General features: G+C 55.3%; 16 protein-coding genes. All 16 read left to right on the forward strand.

Annotation, left to right across the window (positions count from 1 at the left end):
• Window positions 1–28 precede the first annotated feature (28 nt).
• Window positions 29–5,935: a SpaA isopeptide-forming pilin-related protein gene (locus Q0I19_RS00175; RefSeq protein WP_296023120.1), complete on the forward strand. Its 5,907-nt coding sequence runs from the start codon at window positions 29–31 to the stop codon at window positions 5,933–5,935.
• Window positions 5,916–6,323: a DUF3846 domain-containing protein gene (locus Q0I19_RS00180; protein ID WP_294760678.1), complete on the forward strand. Its 408-nt coding sequence runs from the start codon at window positions 5,916–5,918 to the stop codon at window positions 6,321–6,323. Before Q0I19_RS00175 ends, Q0I19_RS00180 begins: the two co-directional genes overlap by 20 nt.
• Window positions 6,324–6,408: 85 nt before the next feature.
• On the forward strand, window positions 6,409–7,590 hold the full coding sequence (metK, locus tag Q0I19_RS00185; RefSeq protein ID WP_294760677.1) for a methionine adenosyltransferase: 1,182 nt from the start codon (window positions 6,409–6,411) through the stop codon (window positions 7,588–7,590).
• Between the two features lie 42 nt (window positions 7,591–7,632).
• Window positions 7,633–8,538, forward strand: a complete 906-nt coding sequence (locus tag Q0I19_RS00190; protein WP_366012103.1) for a DUF3991 and TOPRIM domain-containing protein — start codon at window positions 7,633–7,635, stop codon at window positions 8,536–8,538.
• 66 nt (window positions 8,539–8,604) lie between these two features.
• Window positions 8,605–9,426 carry a DUF6017 domain-containing protein gene (locus Q0I19_RS00195; protein WP_294760674.1) on the forward strand — a complete coding sequence of 274 codons (822 nt, stop codon included), beginning with the start codon at window positions 8,605–8,607 and terminating at the stop codon, window positions 9,424–9,426.
• Between the two features lie 12 nt (window positions 9,427–9,438).
• The gene (locus Q0I19_RS00200) at window positions 9,439–10,158 is read left to right on the forward strand and encodes a hypothetical protein (protein ID WP_294760705.1); all 720 of its coding nucleotides are present in this window, start codon (window positions 9,439–9,441) and stop codon (window positions 10,156–10,158) included.
• A 2-nt stretch (window positions 10,159–10,160) separates the two neighbouring features.
• Window positions 10,161–10,745, forward strand: coding sequence for a hypothetical protein (locus Q0I19_RS00205; protein ID WP_294760672.1), 585 nt, complete (start codon window positions 10,161–10,163; stop codon window positions 10,743–10,745).
• 63 nt (window positions 10,746–10,808) lie between these two features.
• A complete protein-coding gene (locus Q0I19_RS00210; protein ID WP_366012180.1) occupies window positions 10,809–11,558 on the forward strand; it encodes a site-specific DNA-methyltransferase in 750 nt (249 codons plus the stop codon).
• Between the two features lie 76 nt (window positions 11,559–11,634).
• A complete protein-coding gene (locus Q0I19_RS00215; protein ID WP_294760669.1) occupies window positions 11,635–11,973 on the forward strand; it encodes a hypothetical protein in 339 nt (112 codons plus the stop codon).
• A gap of 80 nt (window positions 11,974–12,053) precedes the next feature.
• Window positions 12,054–12,362, forward strand: coding sequence for a MobC family plasmid mobilization relaxosome protein (locus tag Q0I19_RS00220; protein ID WP_294760704.1), 309 nt, complete (start codon window positions 12,054–12,056; stop codon window positions 12,360–12,362).
• A gap of 15 nt (window positions 12,363–12,377) precedes the next feature.
• Window positions 12,378–13,697, forward strand: coding sequence for a relaxase/mobilization nuclease domain-containing protein (locus Q0I19_RS00225; RefSeq protein WP_294760667.1), 1,320 nt, complete (start codon window positions 12,378–12,380; stop codon window positions 13,695–13,697).
• A gap of 20 nt (window positions 13,698–13,717) precedes the next feature.
• Entirely contained in the window at window positions 13,718–13,969 is a 252-nt protein-coding gene (locus tag Q0I19_RS00230; RefSeq protein ID WP_294760664.1) for a DUF4314 domain-containing protein, read from the forward strand.
• Window positions 13,966–14,655, forward strand: a complete 690-nt coding sequence (locus Q0I19_RS00235; RefSeq protein ID WP_294760663.1) for a PcfB family protein — start codon at window positions 13,966–13,968, stop codon at window positions 14,653–14,655. The genes Q0I19_RS00230 and Q0I19_RS00235 overlap by 4 nt, the downstream gene beginning before the upstream one ends.
• Before the next feature lie 80 nt (window positions 14,656–14,735).
• Window positions 14,736–15,041, forward strand: coding sequence for a hypothetical protein (locus Q0I19_RS00240; RefSeq protein WP_294760661.1), 306 nt, complete (start codon window positions 14,736–14,738; stop codon window positions 15,039–15,041).
• Between the two features lie 8 nt (window positions 15,042–15,049).
• The gene (locus Q0I19_RS00245; RefSeq protein ID WP_294760659.1) at window positions 15,050–15,841 is read left to right on the forward strand and encodes a DUF4240 domain-containing protein; all 792 of its coding nucleotides are present in this window, start codon (window positions 15,050–15,052) and stop codon (window positions 15,839–15,841) included.
• 104 nt (window positions 15,842–15,945) lie between these two features.
• A complete protein-coding gene (locus Q0I19_RS00250; RefSeq protein WP_294760657.1) occupies window positions 15,946–17,640 on the forward strand; it encodes a VirD4-like conjugal transfer protein, CD1115 family in 1,695 nt (564 codons plus the stop codon).
• The last annotated feature ends 9 nt before the right edge of the window (window positions 17,641–17,649 follow it).

Below are 17,649 nucleotides of genomic sequence, written 5' to 3' on the forward strand. Positions count from 1 at the left end.
TTCTTTTGCAACAAAAGGAGAAATTCGTATGAAGAACAAACACAGAATAAAGCAGGGCTTGTCGCTGCTGCTGGCGGGTGGAATTGCGCTCACAAATCTGGGCGCAGCGCTGCCCGCCTTTGCAGAGGATGCCGCAGCAACCCCCGAAACTGCGCAGACGGCAGCCCTTGACCCGGACGCGGCGGTTTTGTACGCCGACCTGCCGGATGCACCTGCCGGGTCCTACATCGGCAGCGAGGGGCTTCCGGTTGCGACAGGGCAGACAAAAATCAGCCTGTCGCTGTGGGCGGACGGTCAGTTGGAGCAGGACAGCCACCTTGACCCGGATGCCCTGAACAGCGGCGACAAAACCGTGACCGTACCCTTGACCGGGGATACCGACTATGCCATTGTGCCGCTTATGGCGCAGGTTGAATACCCAGCAGACGGTTCCCGAACCGATGTGCTGCTGCCCGAAAATGTCACGCTGCTGGACTATTACGGCGAGCCAACGCAGGACACAACCGTTCTGCACAGCGAGTATGCGGAAACCTCTGCCGCTGCCACAGGGCTGTATCTGCTGACCGACGGTGATTTCACGGCGCAGCTTGTCTACACTGCCCCGGACGGTAATGCGCTGACCCAAAATCTGAATGTCGTAATTGACCGCAGCAGCACGGCAGCCCCTCCGTTTGCGGATATGGGGGTTGCACCTTACGCAGGACGCCCCACCCCGTCTGTGACAAGCGGGCGCATCACCAAGGTGGCAAAAGTCAACGCCACATGGTTGATTTGGTTTAACGGCGAACCTGCCTACTGCTGCACCCACGGCGCCAACGGTCAGCCCAACGGCTGCCCGCCGTACAGCTATTCCCACACCTCCACGGTGGGCGCAGACCAGTGCATCCCCGGTGACCATTACGGCAACCAGATTCGCATTTGGGGCGGGCTGAACCAGCTTTCTCTGGACGAGGACGGTGATTTTCCCGCTGTTTTTTGCGCGGAAGAAGAGGAGGAACCCTCTGTCTCGGATTTTTGCGAAATGATTTACGACGATCTGCAGCTGTATATTATGCAGCACTACCCCGACAGCCGGGCGGCTGCGCTTTACCGGGAATCGGCAGAGGAACTGTTGAACGGGGTGCAGACCTATACCGCCGAAGCGGGATATTACACCTACATTTATCAACCCGCCGCCAGTGGGTGGCAGACGGTCGCCTTGATTGGTCCCGCCATCGAGGGAGAAGAACCGGAGCCGGAACCCGTGCCGCAGGAGTACTATGCCAACTGGCAGGCTCCCGCCCAGACTGCCGGCGGCAGCTTTGATCTGACATTCACTGTCAACACCGACAAGTACCAGCTGAACACGCTGGAAAAGGTGGACGGGGCGGTCATTACCGTCACGCCCAGCCGGACAAGTGGCAGCGTGGATGGCGGCAGCTGGCAGATGACTCCTGCCGGATCGCAGACTATCACCACCAGCGGTCACACGCAGGATAATAACTACCATTTGGACGGCGGCGATGGTTCTGCTACATGGACAGTACATTATGAGGTGTCCAAGACCAGCACCAGCACACTCAGCGGGCAGGAAGGACCGTTCACCAGCCAGGCTGAAGCGGATGCTGCTGCCGAGGCTGCCAAAAATGCAGCCATCAACCAACTAAAAAACGAAGCACAAGGTATGGTAGATGCCGCCATCGCCTCGGCGCGGGCACAGCTTGCAAATATTACGTTTAGCTACGATGAAATCACCATCCCTCACGGCTTTGATTCCACGCCCGGCGCTTTGGGTAGCCACCAGTTGATTACTGTTCCCGCCAACAGCAGCAACGACTACCAGATGCAGAACGATGAATGGTCTGTAAAGGTGTCGATTGATAAAATCGACAGCGAGACCAAACAGCAGATTCACGGGGATGCCGAGTTCGCCATTTTCGAGTGGGATACCGTTCGGCAGTGCTATATTCCGGCAGGCGGGTACAACCGGTACAAAGTCGAGCGCCAAGCAGATGGCACTTACAAGGTCATCAACCACAGCGACTATGCGGGCGGTTTGGATGATTTATTCTACACCCAGCGCAACGAGGGCAAGTTTGTCATCGTGGAAAGCCGCGCACCCAGTGGGTACTATGGTGACTGGTCGGATGTAAACGCTCCCGGTACAGCCGGTTCCGTGCTGGGCAAGCGGGCGTATGCCTTTGAAATTACCAAATCATTGGACGCCCAGACGATTTGGCTGGGGAACGCCGATTATAACGCCGACATCACCACGACCAACAGCGGCGGCACGCTCATCGACACCGGCGAGGGCGTGGTCACCATTACCTTTGGCAGCCGCAAGGCAGATAAGACCTACGCCACAGACCCCACGGGCATTGCCAACAACGAAGATTCCTACACCATGCACGCCAATGCCGACAAGATGCAGAACGACCGTGTCCTCGGCAATATTCTGCTGACAAAAGTGGACTTGGACGCCGCGCGGTATCTGGCTGCGGGCAGCAACGGAGATACCACGCTGGAAGGTGCTGTGTACGATCTGTACGCCGCTGACACGATTGAACACCCGGACGGTGTTTCGGGTGTGGTGGATTACTCCAAAATCACCGATGCCAACGGCACATCCCTTTGGCACACCACTGTCCTTACCAACGGCGGTTGGGATACCGATTACCTGCCCATTTTGCAGAAAGACCGGCTGGTAGCCTCTGCAAAAATCACTGATGGCAAACTGGCGTTTGCCAACCTGTATATGGGCAGATATTACCTTGTGGAACGTGGCACAGGGCTTGTTCTGCCCATAGATGGCAACGGAAAACTGTACATTACTGGAAAGTACCCACAGCTTAATAAGAAACTGGAACGCACCGGAAAATACAGCGATTTGGCGCGGGAAAACGAAGAGTACACCGACTACATCTACAAAAACCAGTATTCTGCAGTAGCCGAAAGCCGCAAGCTGAACGGCAGCAAGGCGTGGGATGGCTATTATCTATCCCACGCCAAAGGCTACCTCTGCGACGAGGTCAACCACTACAAAACGCTGACCTACGCAGACGAGTCCGCCTACCACATCCACGCCGGGCAGGAAAGTCAAGACGAAGTGCTGAAATCTGGTTTTAGTTTGCAAAAGTTGGTTTCGACCACCGGTCAGCCAAGCCCGGCACTGAAATTAGAGGGTGCGGGCTTTACTGTCTATCGTATTTCCAAATTGAGCAAGGCGGCGCAGTTCAAGCAGAATCCGGATGGCAGCTACGATGCCGCCAGCATCCTGTCCGCCTACCGCAAAGACAATTACGATAACGCAACACTAAAATACGATTTCCGCGCCGAGGGGCAAGCCATCGCCAATATGTTCGAGAACAACACCGACACGGTCAACGCCTATAACGCGACCTTGACCGCAGACGGCGACTACGCCAACGGCAGGGGCAACGGCTGGATGCCCACGGATCAGCCCGCCGAGTATAGGCTGGGAGAAATGTTCACGAACGACGAGGGCATTTTCCGCGTGGAAGGCTTGCCCTATGGGCAATACCTTGTCGTGGAAACCACCATCCCCAAGGATGTGTTCCAGTGTGATCCGTTCATCGTGACAGTGGACGCCAACAGCCCGCAGAGCCGATTCACGATTCCTGCGGGCAGCGTCACCACCGCCAGCAACGACTACATGACCTACAACATTCTGGACGAAGAATTAGAGGGTTACTTGCAACTCATCAAGACCGATACAGAAACCGGCAAAGCGGTCAAAATCGCCAACACCTCTTTTGCCTTGTACAAATTAGATGACAAGGGTAATAAGACCCGCATTTCCATGATCGACCCTGCCAGCGGCAGCGCCAGCAAGAAAACGGATGTGTTCTACACCGATGCAGACGGTCTTATGAAAACACCCGAAAAACTTCCGCTTGGCAGATATTTGATTGAAGAATTGCAAGGTCCGGAAGGGTACTATAACGATCCTGCCTACTCGGTGGAGTTTGAAATCAAGTCTGCCCGCGTCTGGCAAGTCGTGGGCAATGCTACCAACGACATGGACGAGTACATCGTCACGGAGAAATACTGCAACCACGAGACCCTCGGTCAGCTTACCATTCGTAAGCTGGGCAATGTGCTGACCGACTACCAAGATGGACAGTTCATCTACACGCAGGACAACCTCACAGGCGCGGTGTACGAAATTCACGCTGCAGCCGACATTGTCACACCCGACCGCCAAGGCACCTACTGGTATAAGGACGGTGACCTTGTCGCCACCGTTACCACTGGTGCGGAGGGTCAGGTGGACGAAGTAAAATTCAGCCCCACCCGCACACAGGCTACCTACGATTTCCTCACTGTCAGCCATAATGGCACTAAAGGCGAAGTCACCGTGACCCTGCCGCTGGGCAAGTACATCATTACCGAGGTCAAAGCGCCGTATGGTTTTGTGCTGACCCAGCAGAGCTACACTGTGGAATTTGGCTGGGACAACCAGAAAAATGACATTGTGCTGGCAAAAACTATTGTCAGCCACGAGCAGGACGGCGACAAGGAATGTTCGTACAGCATAGTGAATGTCAGGGATGCCTCGGATGCCCACAAGAATGGGCAGACGCTCGTGTTTGAAAATGCGCGGGTGCTGCCCACGCCCGAAAAGCCCGGCGATAAGGTCAGCAAAATCGGTGTAGGCATTTACAAGCAGGACCGAGAGGTGCTGACCTATCTGCCCGGTGCGGTGTATGAACTCTACACCGTGGATGACATTTATTCCGCAGACGGTACAAAGCTGCTGGACGCCGGTACAAATTTGGCCACCGGCAGCGCCACCAATGCCAACGGTTTCGCGTGGTTCGATGTGAATGTTCCCATCCGTTCTGAAAGCTATCCCGACTCCGGCAACAGCGGCAGATACCGCATTGTGGAAGTTGCAGCCCCTGCGGGTTACCTGCTGGACAGTACCCCGGTGGATGTAGAGTTCACCTATGAGGGTCAGCAAATCGCGTGGCAGGTCGTGAACGGTACAAACACCAACCTGCGCACCACCGTGAATATTTCCAAGCAGGATATCACCAACGGCAAGGAACTGCCCGGTGCAAAGCTGGAAATCCGTGATGCAGACGGCAATTTGGTAGAGGGCTGGACCTCCGGTAAAACGCCGCACACCGTGCGCGGGTTGGAACTGAAAAAAGAGTACACGCTAACGGAGAAGTGCGCCCCGGATGGCTACGCCGAAGCCGAAAGCATCGTGTTCAAGCTGGTGCAGGATGGCAACGAACAAAGCAATATGGTCTATGTGAAATCCGACGATGATTGGGTAAAACGCGATGAGGCCACCGTCATCATGCAGGACGCACCGGTGCTGGATATCGACAAAACGGACATTGCAGGCAATCTGCTGCCGTGGGCTACGCTGACGATCCGTGATGCGAATGATGAGGTCGTCGACACTTGGACAACCGACTACAAAACGCATCGTGTTCCCATTTCAAATGATTTCCTCAAGCTGTCAGGCGAAACCAAGGAGTACATCTACACCCTGACCGAGGATGCCGCCCCGGCTGGCTTTGAAATTGCCGAATCGGTGCAGTTCAAGTTGCAATCTGTGGATGATGTGATTTCTCTGTTCGTCCGCGAAAACGCCGATGCCGAATGGGTGCGCACCGACAAACGCCTGATCCAGATGATAGACGAAGCCACGCCCCGCGAGGACACGCCCACACCGACCCCTGCGCCCACACCGCAGCCGACACCCGCCGCAATCCCGGCGCCAACTCCTGCGCCCACGCCGGTTATTACGCCACGCAAGGTGCAGACCCTCCCGCAGACAGGAGATGGTTTTCCGCTGCTGGCTATTGTGTTTGTCTCGCTTGCGTCTGCAACAGGTATCGTGCTGTTGACCGTCAAGCAGAGAAATGCGCTGAAAGAAACTTCTGATGAGGAGGACGCCGATGAAAGTTCTGATCGTTGAACCCGGAAAGTACCCCCGCGAAGCCGACATTGAGCATACCCTTGAAGCCGAGCAGGCAGTTGTCGGCGGCACCATTCAGGCCGTGTACCCTTGGCGGGATAGCGCCTGTATCGTCTGTAATGACAACGGCATTGCAGAAAACCTGCCGCTGAACCGTATGCTGGGTGACTATGACATCATCCATGGCACATTTTTCGTCTGCGGTCTGACCCGCGACGACTTTACCGACCTTACGCCCAAGCAGATGAAGCACTACGGGGAAATGTACCACGATCCGCAGCTGTTTTTCCTGTTGGGCAAGACCCTGTGTGTGGAACACACCACGCCGGAAGAATATACCCGCGTTATGGCTCCACCACCCAAAACAAAAGAATCCCCGGAGCGCTGATATGAATACGATCCTTTTCGCCCGCAGCCCGCCTGCGGGCTTTTTCCTTTGTCCGAAATCATCCAACAAGCAAGGAGAAGAACCTATGAACGACATTTTTGAAAACACCGAAACCATAAAAGAAAACGAGCATCCCCGTTTTTACACTGCCGAATCCGTCATGCGCGGGCATCCTGACAAGCTGTGCGACCTCATTGCCGACAGCGTGCTGGACGCCTGTCTGCAGCATGACCCCGCCAGCCGCGTGGCCTGTGAGGTCATGGCAACCCACGGTCACATCATTGTGGCGGGCGAAATCACGACCTCGGCCAAGCCCGACGTGTTCAACATCGTCCGCGACACCCTGCGGGATGTCGGCTATGACCCGAAGGGCTACCAAATTGACTGCTACATCCACGACCAAAGCCCCGACATTGCGGGCGCTGTCGAGCCGGAATTGGCTGAGGGAGAGGATGAGGATACCCTCGGTGCAGGCGATCAGGGCGTTATGGTCGGCTACGCCTGCAACGAAACGCCCGAATACCTGCCGATGCCGGTGGTTGCCGCCCAGCGCCTTGTGACACTGCTGGAAATCTCCCGCATGACCGGCGTTATCCCCGACATCGGCCCGGACGGCAAGGTGCAGGTCACGATGGAATACAACGGCGACACGCCTGTGCGCATCACCACAGTGATCGTTTCTGTCCAGCACAAGGAGGACACCGACATCAATAAGCTGGCGGATCTGCTGGACGAATATGTGTTCCCGCTGGCCTTTGACGGTATGCCCGCCGACGATGCGGAAATCATCCTGAACCCCAGCGGCAAATTTGTGCAGGGCGGCCCGGATGCCGATACCGGCTTGACCGGGCGCAAGCTCGTGGTGGACAGCTACGGCACATTTGCACCCCACGGCGGCGGTGCGTTCAGCGGCAAGGATGCCACCAAGGTAGACCGCAGCGGCGCATATATGGCGCGGTACATTGCCAAAAACATGGTCGCCGCCCATCTTGCTAATCGTTGTCAGGTCACGCTGGCGTATGCCATCGGGGAAAAAGACCCTGTCATGGTGGATGTGAATACGTTCGGCACCGGCATCTGCGAGGATGACTGTTTGGCTGCCGCGGTGCGCAAGGCGTATGACCTGACCCCTGCGGGCATCATCAAGCAGTTGAACCTGCTGAACCCCATTTACAACCGCACGGCGGCGGGCGGTCACTTCGGACGCGAGGATTTTCCGTGGGAAAATGTTGAACATATGAGCGACCTCGCCGCTTACATTGTGTAATTGCCGCGCGTCAGCAAGGAACAAATCCATGCCGCCAACCGGATGACGGCAATAGAATTTCTGCGGCGGTATAGACCCGGCTCGCTGGTAAAAAGCAGTGCGCGGGGTGAATATCAACTAGCAGAACACGACAGCTTCAAAATCAACGGCGAATCCAGTGTGTGGCACTGGAAAAGCCGCGACATAGGCGGCAAGTCGGCGCTGAAATATTTGATTTATGTGGAAGGTGTACCGTTTGTGGAGGCGGTGCAGCTGCTGTGTGAGGAAAGCCCGATGTACATCCCAGTGCAGCATGAGGCGGTGGAGCGCGAGCGCCCGCCGTTCCGTCTGCCGAACCCCGCGCTGAATAATGACCGTGTAACGCGGTATTTGCTGGGAAGAGGTGTGTCTCTGCTTACCATCCGATACTGTATTGAGAGAAAAATTCTGTACGAAAGTGCAGAATACCACAACTGTGTTTTCTTGGGCAAAGACCCGCAGGGTGTGCCGAAATATGCTGCCCTGCGCGGTATTTATGACTATGGGAAACCGTTCAAGAGGGAGGCTCCCGGCAGTCAGAAACAGTACGGTTTCTGCATCCCGCCGATGCAGCGCGGCACCACCGTGGCGGTGTTCGAAGCCGCCATAGATGCCATGGCCGAGATGACGCTCTGCGGCGATGCTGCGGACAAGTACCGTCTGTCGCTGGGTGGGGTCTCATCCTCCGGCAAAGAGCCGCTGGCCTTACAGGAGTTCCTGCGGCAGCACCCAGAGATCACCACGATAGAACTGCGGCTGGACAACGATGCCAAAGGGCGCATGGCAAGTGTCGGTATCCGGAAAATCTACGCTGACCGCTACACCGTGCATGACCTTCCGCCCGGCATCGAGAATGGAGATTACGCTGATATGACAAAAAACAACCTGATGGCAAGAACTGCTGCCCACCGCGCAGTGGCTTGCCGATAGAGAGAAAATTATGAAAATACATATTCGGTCGCCCACTTATAGGGCATAAACAGGAGGTAAATCGTTATGGCTGTGTTCCGTGTACAAAAGACGCAAAATTATACCATTATGTCCAACCATCATCTGCGCAACAAGGCTCTTTCGCTCAAGGCGAAGGGGCTTTTATCTTTAATGCTGTCCCTGCCTGAAGATTGGGATTATACCACGCGCGGGCTGGCATCCATCTGCAAAGAGGGTGTGGACAGCGTGTGTGCCACCGTGCGCGAGTTAGAAGCAGCGGGTTATATTATCCGCCGCCGCATCCGCGACAAGAACGGCCAGATGCGCGGCATGGAGTACACGGTTCTGGAGCAGCCGCACCTCCCGGAACAGGGTTCCGAAGAAGCTGCGCCTAAGTGTGCCCAACCAAAACAGGCAGAGCCTAAACGGGAAAAGCCTGCACAGGAAAATCCTGCACAATTAAATACTAAAGAAATAAATAAAGAAGAAACAAATAACGTATCGAATCCTATCCGCGCGGCGGACCAGCGGGCAGAGTACCGCGCCCTGCTGCTGAAAAATATCGAGTATCCGATCCTTGCGCAGAATAACCCGATGGATACGATGCGATTGGATGAACTGGTGGAGTTGATGCTGGATGTGGTTTGTTCCAAACGGACTGCTATCCGCATTTCGGGTGAGGAAATGCCTGCAGAAGTAGTAAAATCTCGATTCCTAAAATTGGGCGCGGAACATATCCAGTATGTTCTGGATTGTCTCAAGGACAACCCGCCCCGCATCCGAAACATCAAGCAATACTTACTGGCGGCGCTCTACAACGCGCCGCTGACGATAGAAAACTACTATGCCGCACAGATTGACTACGACCTGTGCGGCGGAAAGAGGTGACATGATTTGCAGATGAAATTTTATTCTCCGCTGACTGCGGACTTTTTCCCAAATGAATCGGACTATGAGGACGAGTTCTACGACGAGTATGAGGGTTGCCCGCTGGACGGTCATGACCTGCTGCAATACGCAGACGCTGTTGATGAGGCTGTGAAAAAGGACATTGCAGATTTCAACGGCGACCTGATGCAGTATTACCATGAGGACGATTCTGTCCGCAGCAAGGTGGTAAGTGCTGTGCCGTCTGCGAAAATTTGCGGCAACAAGCTGTGCGGGTGTCTGACCGTGGAGTTGCGGGAACCCTTGAACGAGGGTGAGCAGGCGGCTCTCTGCGACTACATCTCCGGCCAGTACAGTGACGGCTGGGGCGAGGGATTTGAACAGAGGGATATTCGTGTGGAGGACGGCAAGCTGTATGTCCATTTCTGGCAGGATCACGATTTTGAACTGAAACGCGATGTGCCGGATATGACCGAATTCAACAAACTGCTGAATCGTCCGAAGAAGCCCAAGATGCAGCTGATTGGGCAGGACGGCAACATTTTCGCCATCATGGGCCGCGCCTCCCGGCTGCTGAAGAGTGCCGGACAGAGCGACAAGGCCAAGGAAATGTGCGGCCGTGTCATGGCCAGCAAAAGCTATAACGCGGCACTGACCATTGTGTCCGAGTATGTCGAAACCGAACTGACGCCCAAAACCAGAAACAAACCGAATCGAGGTGACGCACGATGAGGATGAAAAAATACGAAATCACCGACATTGCCCATCCCGACAATCCCAACCTGCACCGCATCCGCGCGGTGACGGACTTAACCGAGGAGGTCCTTGCCGGGATGCTCGGCGGCTATGTGGAAAGCTATGACAACCTCGACCAAGAGGGTCGCGCATGGATTTCAGAGGATGCCATCGCCTGTGAAAATGCAGTTGTCTGCGGCGACGCAGTCCTTACAGATCACGCTGTTGCAAGAGGTGATGCCTATGTCGGCAATAATGCCATGATGACCGACCATGCCATCGCACAAGATGATGCTGCTATTTGCGGCGGGCTGCTCACGGGCGAAAGCTGTGTCTGCGGGTATGCCGTGATTCGGCAGGATGAGCAAACCTTGTGCGCACCGATTATTGACGGCAGCGTCCGTGTATATGGCGAAATCTCCGGCAATGTAGTCTGCCGAGGCAATGCCGTTGTCCTGCCCGGCACTAAGCTCGACAACAGGACGCAGGACTGCTTTGTACTCGAAGATGACCGCGTTTCTGTGCAGACAGCCAGCCGGACCCCGCCTCCGAAAGAACCCTGTACCCATGATTTTGAACGATAAGAAAGAAGGATGCCTTTGACGAATACTCCCGAAACGCGCAATATTCTCAACCCCGATTTTCGGATGCCCGAACACTGCGGCGGTGACCGCTGGTCGATCCTGCACGGGGATTCCTTGCAGATTATCCGCCAGTTTGAACCGAACAGCTTCGATGCAATCATCACCGACCCGCCCTATGCCAGCGGCGGCAGCAGCCAGACCACCAAGAACCGCAGCACCAACGAGAAGTACAGCAGCATGAGCAAAGAAAAGGCGCTGCCCGACTTTGACAGCGACCAAATGGATCAGCTGAGTTGGATGTTCTGGACGGCGGCATGGCTGCAGGATGCCCGCCGCATTGCCAAGCCCGGCGCGCCCGTCTGCCTGTTCATCGATTGGCGGCAGCTGCCCGCCATGACGCTGGCCCTGCAGTGGGCGGGCTGGACCTGGCGCGGTGTGGCGGTGTGGGATAAAGTCGCCAGCCGCCCGCAGAAAGGACGCTTTCGTCAGCAGTCCGAGTACATTGTGTGGGGGTCCAACGGCAAAATGCCGCTTGAGAGAAATGTTGGGTGTCTGCCGGGCGTGTTCCGATACCCGAACCCGCAGAACCGCATCCATGTCACCGAAAAGCCCTTGCAGCTTATGCGGGATGTGGTGCAGATCTGCGAGCCGGGCGGGCGCATCCTTGACCCCTTTGCCGGGGCAGGAACCACCGTGCTGGCCGCTGTGCAGGAAGGCTATGAGGCTGTCGGCATCGAGATGTCGGACGCCTACTTCAGGCGCAGTGCAGAACGGCTGAAAACTGCCCTTGAATCCGAAGTGAATCAGAACTGATTCACTATTTTGCAAGAGATACCGAAAAGTGAATCAAATCTGATTCACTCTCGAAATTCAGAAAGGAAACACGAAAATGAAACGACCTTGGGCTTTTATCTGCGCCAGCGAGGGCGCGACATCCAAACACCTGCGCAATTATTGCCGCGAGGTGTACCTGCTGGGCTACCTGCCTGTATGCCCCAAATTGCAGGACAGTCAGTATTTGGTGCTGGAAGATGCCGCGGAGCGCAGTGAATACACCGCCATTGTGCGGGATAAGCTGCTGCGCTGCCCGATGCTGGTGGTCTGCAGCCGCAATCAGGATGCAACTACCAACGCGCAGATCGGTTTGGCACAGAAATACAACCGCATCGTGACGACCTTGGACGGTTTGAAGAAAGCCGTTTCGGAGGGTGACGACCTTGTGTCATGAATGGCGCTGGGGGGCGTGTTTGGCAAGCATAGCGTTTGGATATCCAAACGCACCTTTGGGGTGATCCCCAAACCCCCGCAATGCGCAGACGCGGTCATGTTATCCCGTTGCGGCTGAACGAGCGCGAGTACCGCCATCTTTGTGAACAGGTCAAAATAAGTGGATTTTCGCGCGAGGAATACCTGCGCTCCCTAATCTTGGGCAAAGAAATCCATCCGCGCCCCTGCACACACCATGCGGAACTTGTGCGGCAAATTTCCGGTTTGTGCAACAACGCAAACCAGCTTGCGCATCGCGCCAACAGCACGGGCGTGGCGGGGCAGCAAAGCGTGGACGAGATGATGCGCATCGCCAAGGAAGTCTGGCGCGAGATAAAAGAAAACTACTAGGAGGCTCTATGAAATATGGCTTACACATCCGTAATCCCTGTCCGCCGTCTGGATCGGGCGGTGAAGTATGTGATGAACAAGGAAAAGACCACGGCGGTATCCTTGCAGGATGCCCTCGACTATGCCGCCAACCGTGACAAAACGGAGCAATCCTGTTTTGAAAGCTCGTATGCCTGCACGCTGGAAACCGCCTTTGCCGATATGCGCCAAACCAAGGAACAGTGGCACAAACCGGGCGGTGTGCAGGGTTACCACCTTGTACAGAGCTTTGCCGCCGGCGAAGTGACGCCGGAACTTGCGCACCAAATCGCAAAGGAACTGGCAGACCGCGTGCTGGGTGGGCAGTATGAATATGTCATCGGTACGCACCTGAACACCGGGCATATCCATTCGCATATTGTCTGGAATTCGGTCAGCCGGATAGACGGCAAAAAATATCACAGCAACGGCAAAAGCTATGTGACGGAAATCCGCGCGGCGTCAGATGAACTTTGCCGGAAATATAAGTTGTCGATCATCGATACTGAAAACTCCCATCATGTAGCAAAGCCTTATGCGGAGTGGATGGCAGAAAAGAATGGTCAGCCCACATGGCGCACCGCCATCCGACAGGATGTGGACGATGCCATTCAGCAGAGCCTTACGTGGCGGCAGTTTCTTTCCGTGCTGGAACGCAAAGGATATGAGGTCTGCATGGGACGCAAGTATCCCGTCCTGCGCCCACCCGGAAAGGAGCGCTTTGTTCGCTTCAAAACGCTGGGCAAGCGGTACACACCGGAAGCCATCCAGACGCGCATCCTGTATCCACAAAGCTACCACCCTTATGTGGAAAATCCACCAACAATCAAACATGGCCGCCTGCACAGAGGGAAGAAGCCCCATCGCAAGCTGACCGGGCTGCGGGCTCTGTATTACCGATACTTATACGAGTTGGGCGCGCTGCCCCGCAAGCCGAGCCACTCCAGCTATGCCGTGCGGCAGGATGCTTACAAGTTAGACCAGCGCATCCGGCAGATGGAGTTTTTATCTAAGAACAACATTAACACGCTGGCACAGCTGGAAACTCACCGACAAGCCCTGCAAACAGAAATTAGGCAGTTGCTGACAAAGCGTAAGCAACTGCCCAAAACCGATGATGTACAATCGCAGCGTGAATCGGTCAACACCGCCCTAAAGCAGCTTCGCCAAGAAGAACGCCTCTGCCGAAAAATTGCAGAACATTCAATCGAGGTGCAGCAGCACCTCACCGAAGCCCGCCGTGAGCGCGCTGAACAGCAAAAACAAGAACAGGAACGTGCGCGTGACCGCCGTCCCAACATTGATTTGACACTATAACCATGAAAGGAAAGATGCCCATGAAATACCCCAACAAAGACTACATCGAACATCTGCACCGCAAGTACCCGCCCGGCACGCGGCTGCAACTCAGCTGTATGGAAGATGAATTTCCCGTACCGCCCGGTTCCATGGGGACGGTGGAATGTATCGACGACGCTGGGCAAATCCATGTAGATTGGGACTGCGGGCGCAGCCTTGCCCTCATCCCCGGCGTGGACTCGTTCAGCCGCTTGCCCTCGCCCAAAGAAAAGACCGGTGATGCCAGATGAATTACGGCTCTGAACCCGCAGATCAGGTCGTCCGCTACTCGCTGGAGGGCGCGGAGTTTGCTCTGCGAATTTCCGGCACCGCTGCGAAAAACTTCTTTATTTTCGCACAGGCAGTGCTGCACGACAGCAAAAAGACCCACGGCAAAACGCACCTAATCCGTTTGCTGAAAGAGCAGAAGCCGCTGAAATTTTTTACGGTAGACAAAGACCGTATGCACGATTTTGCCCGCGCTGCCAAAGCGCATGGTCTGCTGTTTTGCCCCATCCGCGACAAGATGGATCCCGACCACATTGAGATCGCTATTTTGCAGGACGACGCTTCCAAAGCGAATCGCATTATTGAAAAACTGCAGTTGGATGTCGTGGACACCGGCACGGCAGAACTGGTCGATGCTGTGCAACAAAATTTGGAAAATGCAGCCCCCAACCACGAGGACACACCCGCCGTGGATTTTCCGCTGGGCTCGGAGAACGCCAGTCCGTCCGAGCCTTCCTCCGACAGCAGCAGATCTTTTGCAACCTCGCCGTCGCCGCGCGCCGATATGGCGCGCACCAAGGGTGAGCGCCCCAGCGTGCGCATGGAATTGCGGGATATTACTGCCTACCTGCGAAACCGGGCAGAGGCGCCCAAAGACCATATGCCCAAGCTGCCGGTAAAAATCCGGCGCAAAGAAAAGGTGCTGTAAATGTTTTCTGTTTGTTTTCAAATGGCAGATAGCTATTGCGGCAGTTCTATGGTATGTTGGCGATAGGAGGTGCAAAAACAATGACAGAACACAAAGTGAAACTCGACCGTGCCAACAAAAGCATCCTGCTCCGGGCGCTGGGCGATGTCTACTACGGTCAACGCGCCCGCGGCGGCAGCGCCGAAGAAACGGGGCGGCTGATTTTGCGGGTGAACGATCTGCCCGCGGGCGGCAAACTGACGATGTCGGCGGCAGAGTATCGGCTGGCAAAAGCAGCTCTCAACCAACTGCGCACCCAGCGCTTGGCTGAGGGCGGGTACACCGATGCCGTGGACGATGCTCTGGCTCGGCTGCTCCATGCCCACACGCCGCTGTTTATCTGGTAAATCCGGCTATGACATGGGAAAAATTCTGGTCGATCATTGACCGGATCCGCGCCAAAGCGGATATGCAGGATGAAGCGTCCGTGAAACAGTTCCTTTACACGGAACTCATCAACTTGCCGCAGGATGAACTGCTCGGCTTCGATTGCGCATGGCAAAGCTATCGCAATAAAGCCAACTTTCCCAAAATGGTCGCAGCAGCCTGCATCATCAATGACGGCAGTTCGGATGATCGATTTACCGATTTCCGCAACTGGCTGATTATGCAGGGGTACGATGCTTATCGGCAGGCGCTGATTGACCCGGATAACCTCGCGGCGCTCAACATTCCGTTCCGAGATACTGAGTGGATGGGATGCGGGAATGTGGCGTGGTATGCCTACGCGGGGCAGCAGCTGCACACCTATTTTGAAAAGGAAGAAATTGCCGCCAAGTTATTCCGAAAGTATCCGGCCCTGCTGAAATCGTCTGCCGATTTACATCAGGCAATCATGCAGGAACAGCTTGCACCCCACCGTGCGCAGGAAACCGAATGGGAACGGCAAATGCTGCGGACGGAAGTCAAGCACTACATTGAAGTCAGCGGTCTGGCATACAGCTACAATAAATTCTATGCCCAAAACGCCCCCGACAAAGTGGCATGGGAAACGCTGCAAAGCGATTTGTTTTCCAATCTGCCGCAAATCAAGGCGGAACGGATGCCGCAAGACTTTTCCGTAGTTTTGCCGAAGTTGTGGAGAAAGCGTCAGGCATGGGATGCCGAACGTACAAAGCGCCCGCCCTATCGCGGTGAAGAAAGGTAAAACTCCCCACGCCGGGAAGAAAGAATCCTTGGTGGGTCTGGCTGCTGCCGCTACCCCTCGTGTGGTGGGCGGCGCTGGCGGTGGCTTGCCGCTGGCAGCCGGGCATGAAAATAACGGCTCTGCTGGATGCGCTGAACAGCGCACTGGCAGAGCCGTTTGCGTTGGCGTGGAGTCAAGACAGCCCGCGCTTTTTGCTTGTGTTTACGGTGATTTACGCGGTAGCGGTTATCGTGGCTGTGTCGGATCAGAAGAACACCCGCCCCGGCGCGGAGCATGGCTCGGCGGCTTGGGGCGATGTGTTCCGATTGAGCAAGTTCTACATGGATAAGCGCGGACCGAACCTGCTGCTGACCCAACACTTTCACATCGGGATAGACGGCTACAAACACAAGCACAATACCAACATCCTGATTGTCGGCGGCTCCGGCGCAGGTAAGACACGCACTTATGGTGTGCCGAATGTGCTGGAATGTGCCTGCTCTATGGTAATTACAGATCCCAAGGCCGAAATTTTGCGTAAGACCGGTAATTTGCTGAAGCAAAAAGGCTATGAGGTTATCATTTTTGACCTCATCAACCCTACCACGTCCTTTTGTTATAACCCTTTTGTCTATGTGCAGGATGATAAAGATGTGCTTTCCCTAATCAGCAATCTAATCCAAAACACAACTCCGTCACACTCTCAAAGCTCAGACCCCTTCTGGGAGAAGTCCGAAACCGCCCTGCTCCAAGCCCTCATGCTGTACCTGCTGCACGAAGCTCCACCCGAAGAACAAAACTTCTCGATGGTCATGGAGATGATTGCCGCCGCCGAAGTCCGCGAGGACGATGATAACTACCAATCTCCGCTTGACATCTTGTTCGAGCGCTTGGAAATGCGCGAACCCGACAGCATCGCCTGCAAGCAGTACCGCATTTTCAAACAAGCGGCTGGCAAAACCGCAAAATCCATCCTCGTCAGCGTAGGTGTACGCTTGGCTGCATTCAATCTGCCGTCCATTGCCAAGCTGACGATGACGGACGAACTGCACTTGCCGGAATTGGGCGAACGCAAAATCGCGCTGTTCTGCTGCATCCCGGATTCGGATAAGTCGCTGAATTATCTGGTCGGCATGATTTACACCCAGCTCATCCAAACGCTGTACCGCCAAGCAGACCGCATACACAGAGGACGCTTGCCTGTGCCGGTGCATTGTCTCATGGATGAGTATGCAAACCTGTCACTGCCAAAAGATACATTCTTGTCGGCGCTGGCAACTATGCGTTCCCGTGGCATTTTCTGCTCCATCATCGTGCAAAACATGGCACAGCTCAAAGCCATGTATAAAGACGATTGGGAATCGCTGGTCGGTCTGTGTGATGAGTTTCTCTATCTCGGCGGCACTGAAAAGGAAACCCACAAGTATGTCTCGGAACTGCTGGGAAAGGAAACCATTTCCACCACCAGCTACAACCAGAGCAAAGGCCGCAGCGGCAGTTACAGCATCAACCACCAGCAATCCGGGCGCGACCTTATGACCCCGGACGAGGTGCGGCTGCTGGACAACAGCAAATGCATTCTGTTCATTCGTGGGGAACGCCCGGTGGTGGATTTGAAATACAATCTGCTGAAGCACCCGAACATTCGCTACACCGAGGACGGCGGCGCAGCTCCCTATGACTACACCGCCGCCGACAACGCGCTGGACGATCTGCCCGGTGCACCCGAAAATTATGAACTGCTGGATATGGACGATTTTCTGCCCGCCGAAGCCGCAGAAATAAAGCCAACCATACAAAGAATTAGGAGGCCCAAATGAAGCTGAATA

The sequence above is a fragment of the uncultured Gemmiger sp. genome (genome assembly GCF_934561205.1).
In the GTDB taxonomy this organism is placed as follows: domain Bacteria; phylum Bacillota; class Clostridia; order Oscillospirales; family Ruminococcaceae; genus Gemmiger.

Excerpts from the sequence above, each read along its gene's own strand:
- Q0I19_RS00175 (WP_296023120.1), top strand. The coding sequence starts at position 29 with ATGAAGAACAAACACAGAATAAAGCAGGGCTTGTCGCTGCTGCTGGCG.
- Q0I19_RS00180 (WP_294760678.1), top strand. The coding sequence starts at position 5,916 with ATGAAAGTTCTGATCGTTGAACCCGGAAAGTACCCCCGCGAAGCCGAC.
- metK (WP_294760677.1), top strand. The coding sequence starts at position 6,409 with ATGAACGACATTTTTGAAAACACCGAAACCATAAAAGAAAACGAGCAT.
- Q0I19_RS00190 (WP_366012103.1), top strand. The coding sequence starts at position 7,633 with ATGACGGCAATAGAATTTCTGCGGCGGTATAGACCCGGCTCGCTGGTA.
- Q0I19_RS00195 (WP_294760674.1), top strand. The coding sequence starts at position 8,605 with ATGGCTGTGTTCCGTGTACAAAAGACGCAAAATTATACCATTATGTCC.
- Q0I19_RS00200 (WP_294760705.1), top strand. The coding sequence starts at position 9,439 with ATGAAATTTTATTCTCCGCTGACTGCGGACTTTTTCCCAAATGAATCG.
- Q0I19_RS00205 (WP_294760672.1), top strand. The coding sequence starts at position 10,161 with ATGAAAAAATACGAAATCACCGACATTGCCCATCCCGACAATCCCAAC.
- Q0I19_RS00210 (WP_366012180.1), top strand. The coding sequence starts at position 10,809 with ATGCCCGAACACTGCGGCGGTGACCGCTGGTCGATCCTGCACGGGGAT.
- Q0I19_RS00215 (WP_294760669.1), top strand. The coding sequence starts at position 11,635 with ATGAAACGACCTTGGGCTTTTATCTGCGCCAGCGAGGGCGCGACATCC.
- Q0I19_RS00220 (WP_294760704.1), top strand. The coding sequence starts at position 12,054 with ATGCGCAGACGCGGTCATGTTATCCCGTTGCGGCTGAACGAGCGCGAG.
- Q0I19_RS00225 (WP_294760667.1), top strand. The coding sequence starts at position 12,378 with ATGGCTTACACATCCGTAATCCCTGTCCGCCGTCTGGATCGGGCGGTG.
- Q0I19_RS00230 (WP_294760664.1), top strand. The coding sequence starts at position 13,718 with ATGAAATACCCCAACAAAGACTACATCGAACATCTGCACCGCAAGTAC.
- Q0I19_RS00235 (WP_294760663.1), top strand. The coding sequence starts at position 13,966 with ATGAATTACGGCTCTGAACCCGCAGATCAGGTCGTCCGCTACTCGCTG.
- Q0I19_RS00240 (WP_294760661.1), top strand. The coding sequence starts at position 14,736 with ATGACAGAACACAAAGTGAAACTCGACCGTGCCAACAAAAGCATCCTG.
- Q0I19_RS00245 (WP_294760659.1), top strand. The coding sequence starts at position 15,050 with ATGACATGGGAAAAATTCTGGTCGATCATTGACCGGATCCGCGCCAAA.
- Q0I19_RS00250 (WP_294760657.1), top strand. The coding sequence starts at position 15,946 with ATGAAAATAACGGCTCTGCTGGATGCGCTGAACAGCGCACTGGCAGAG.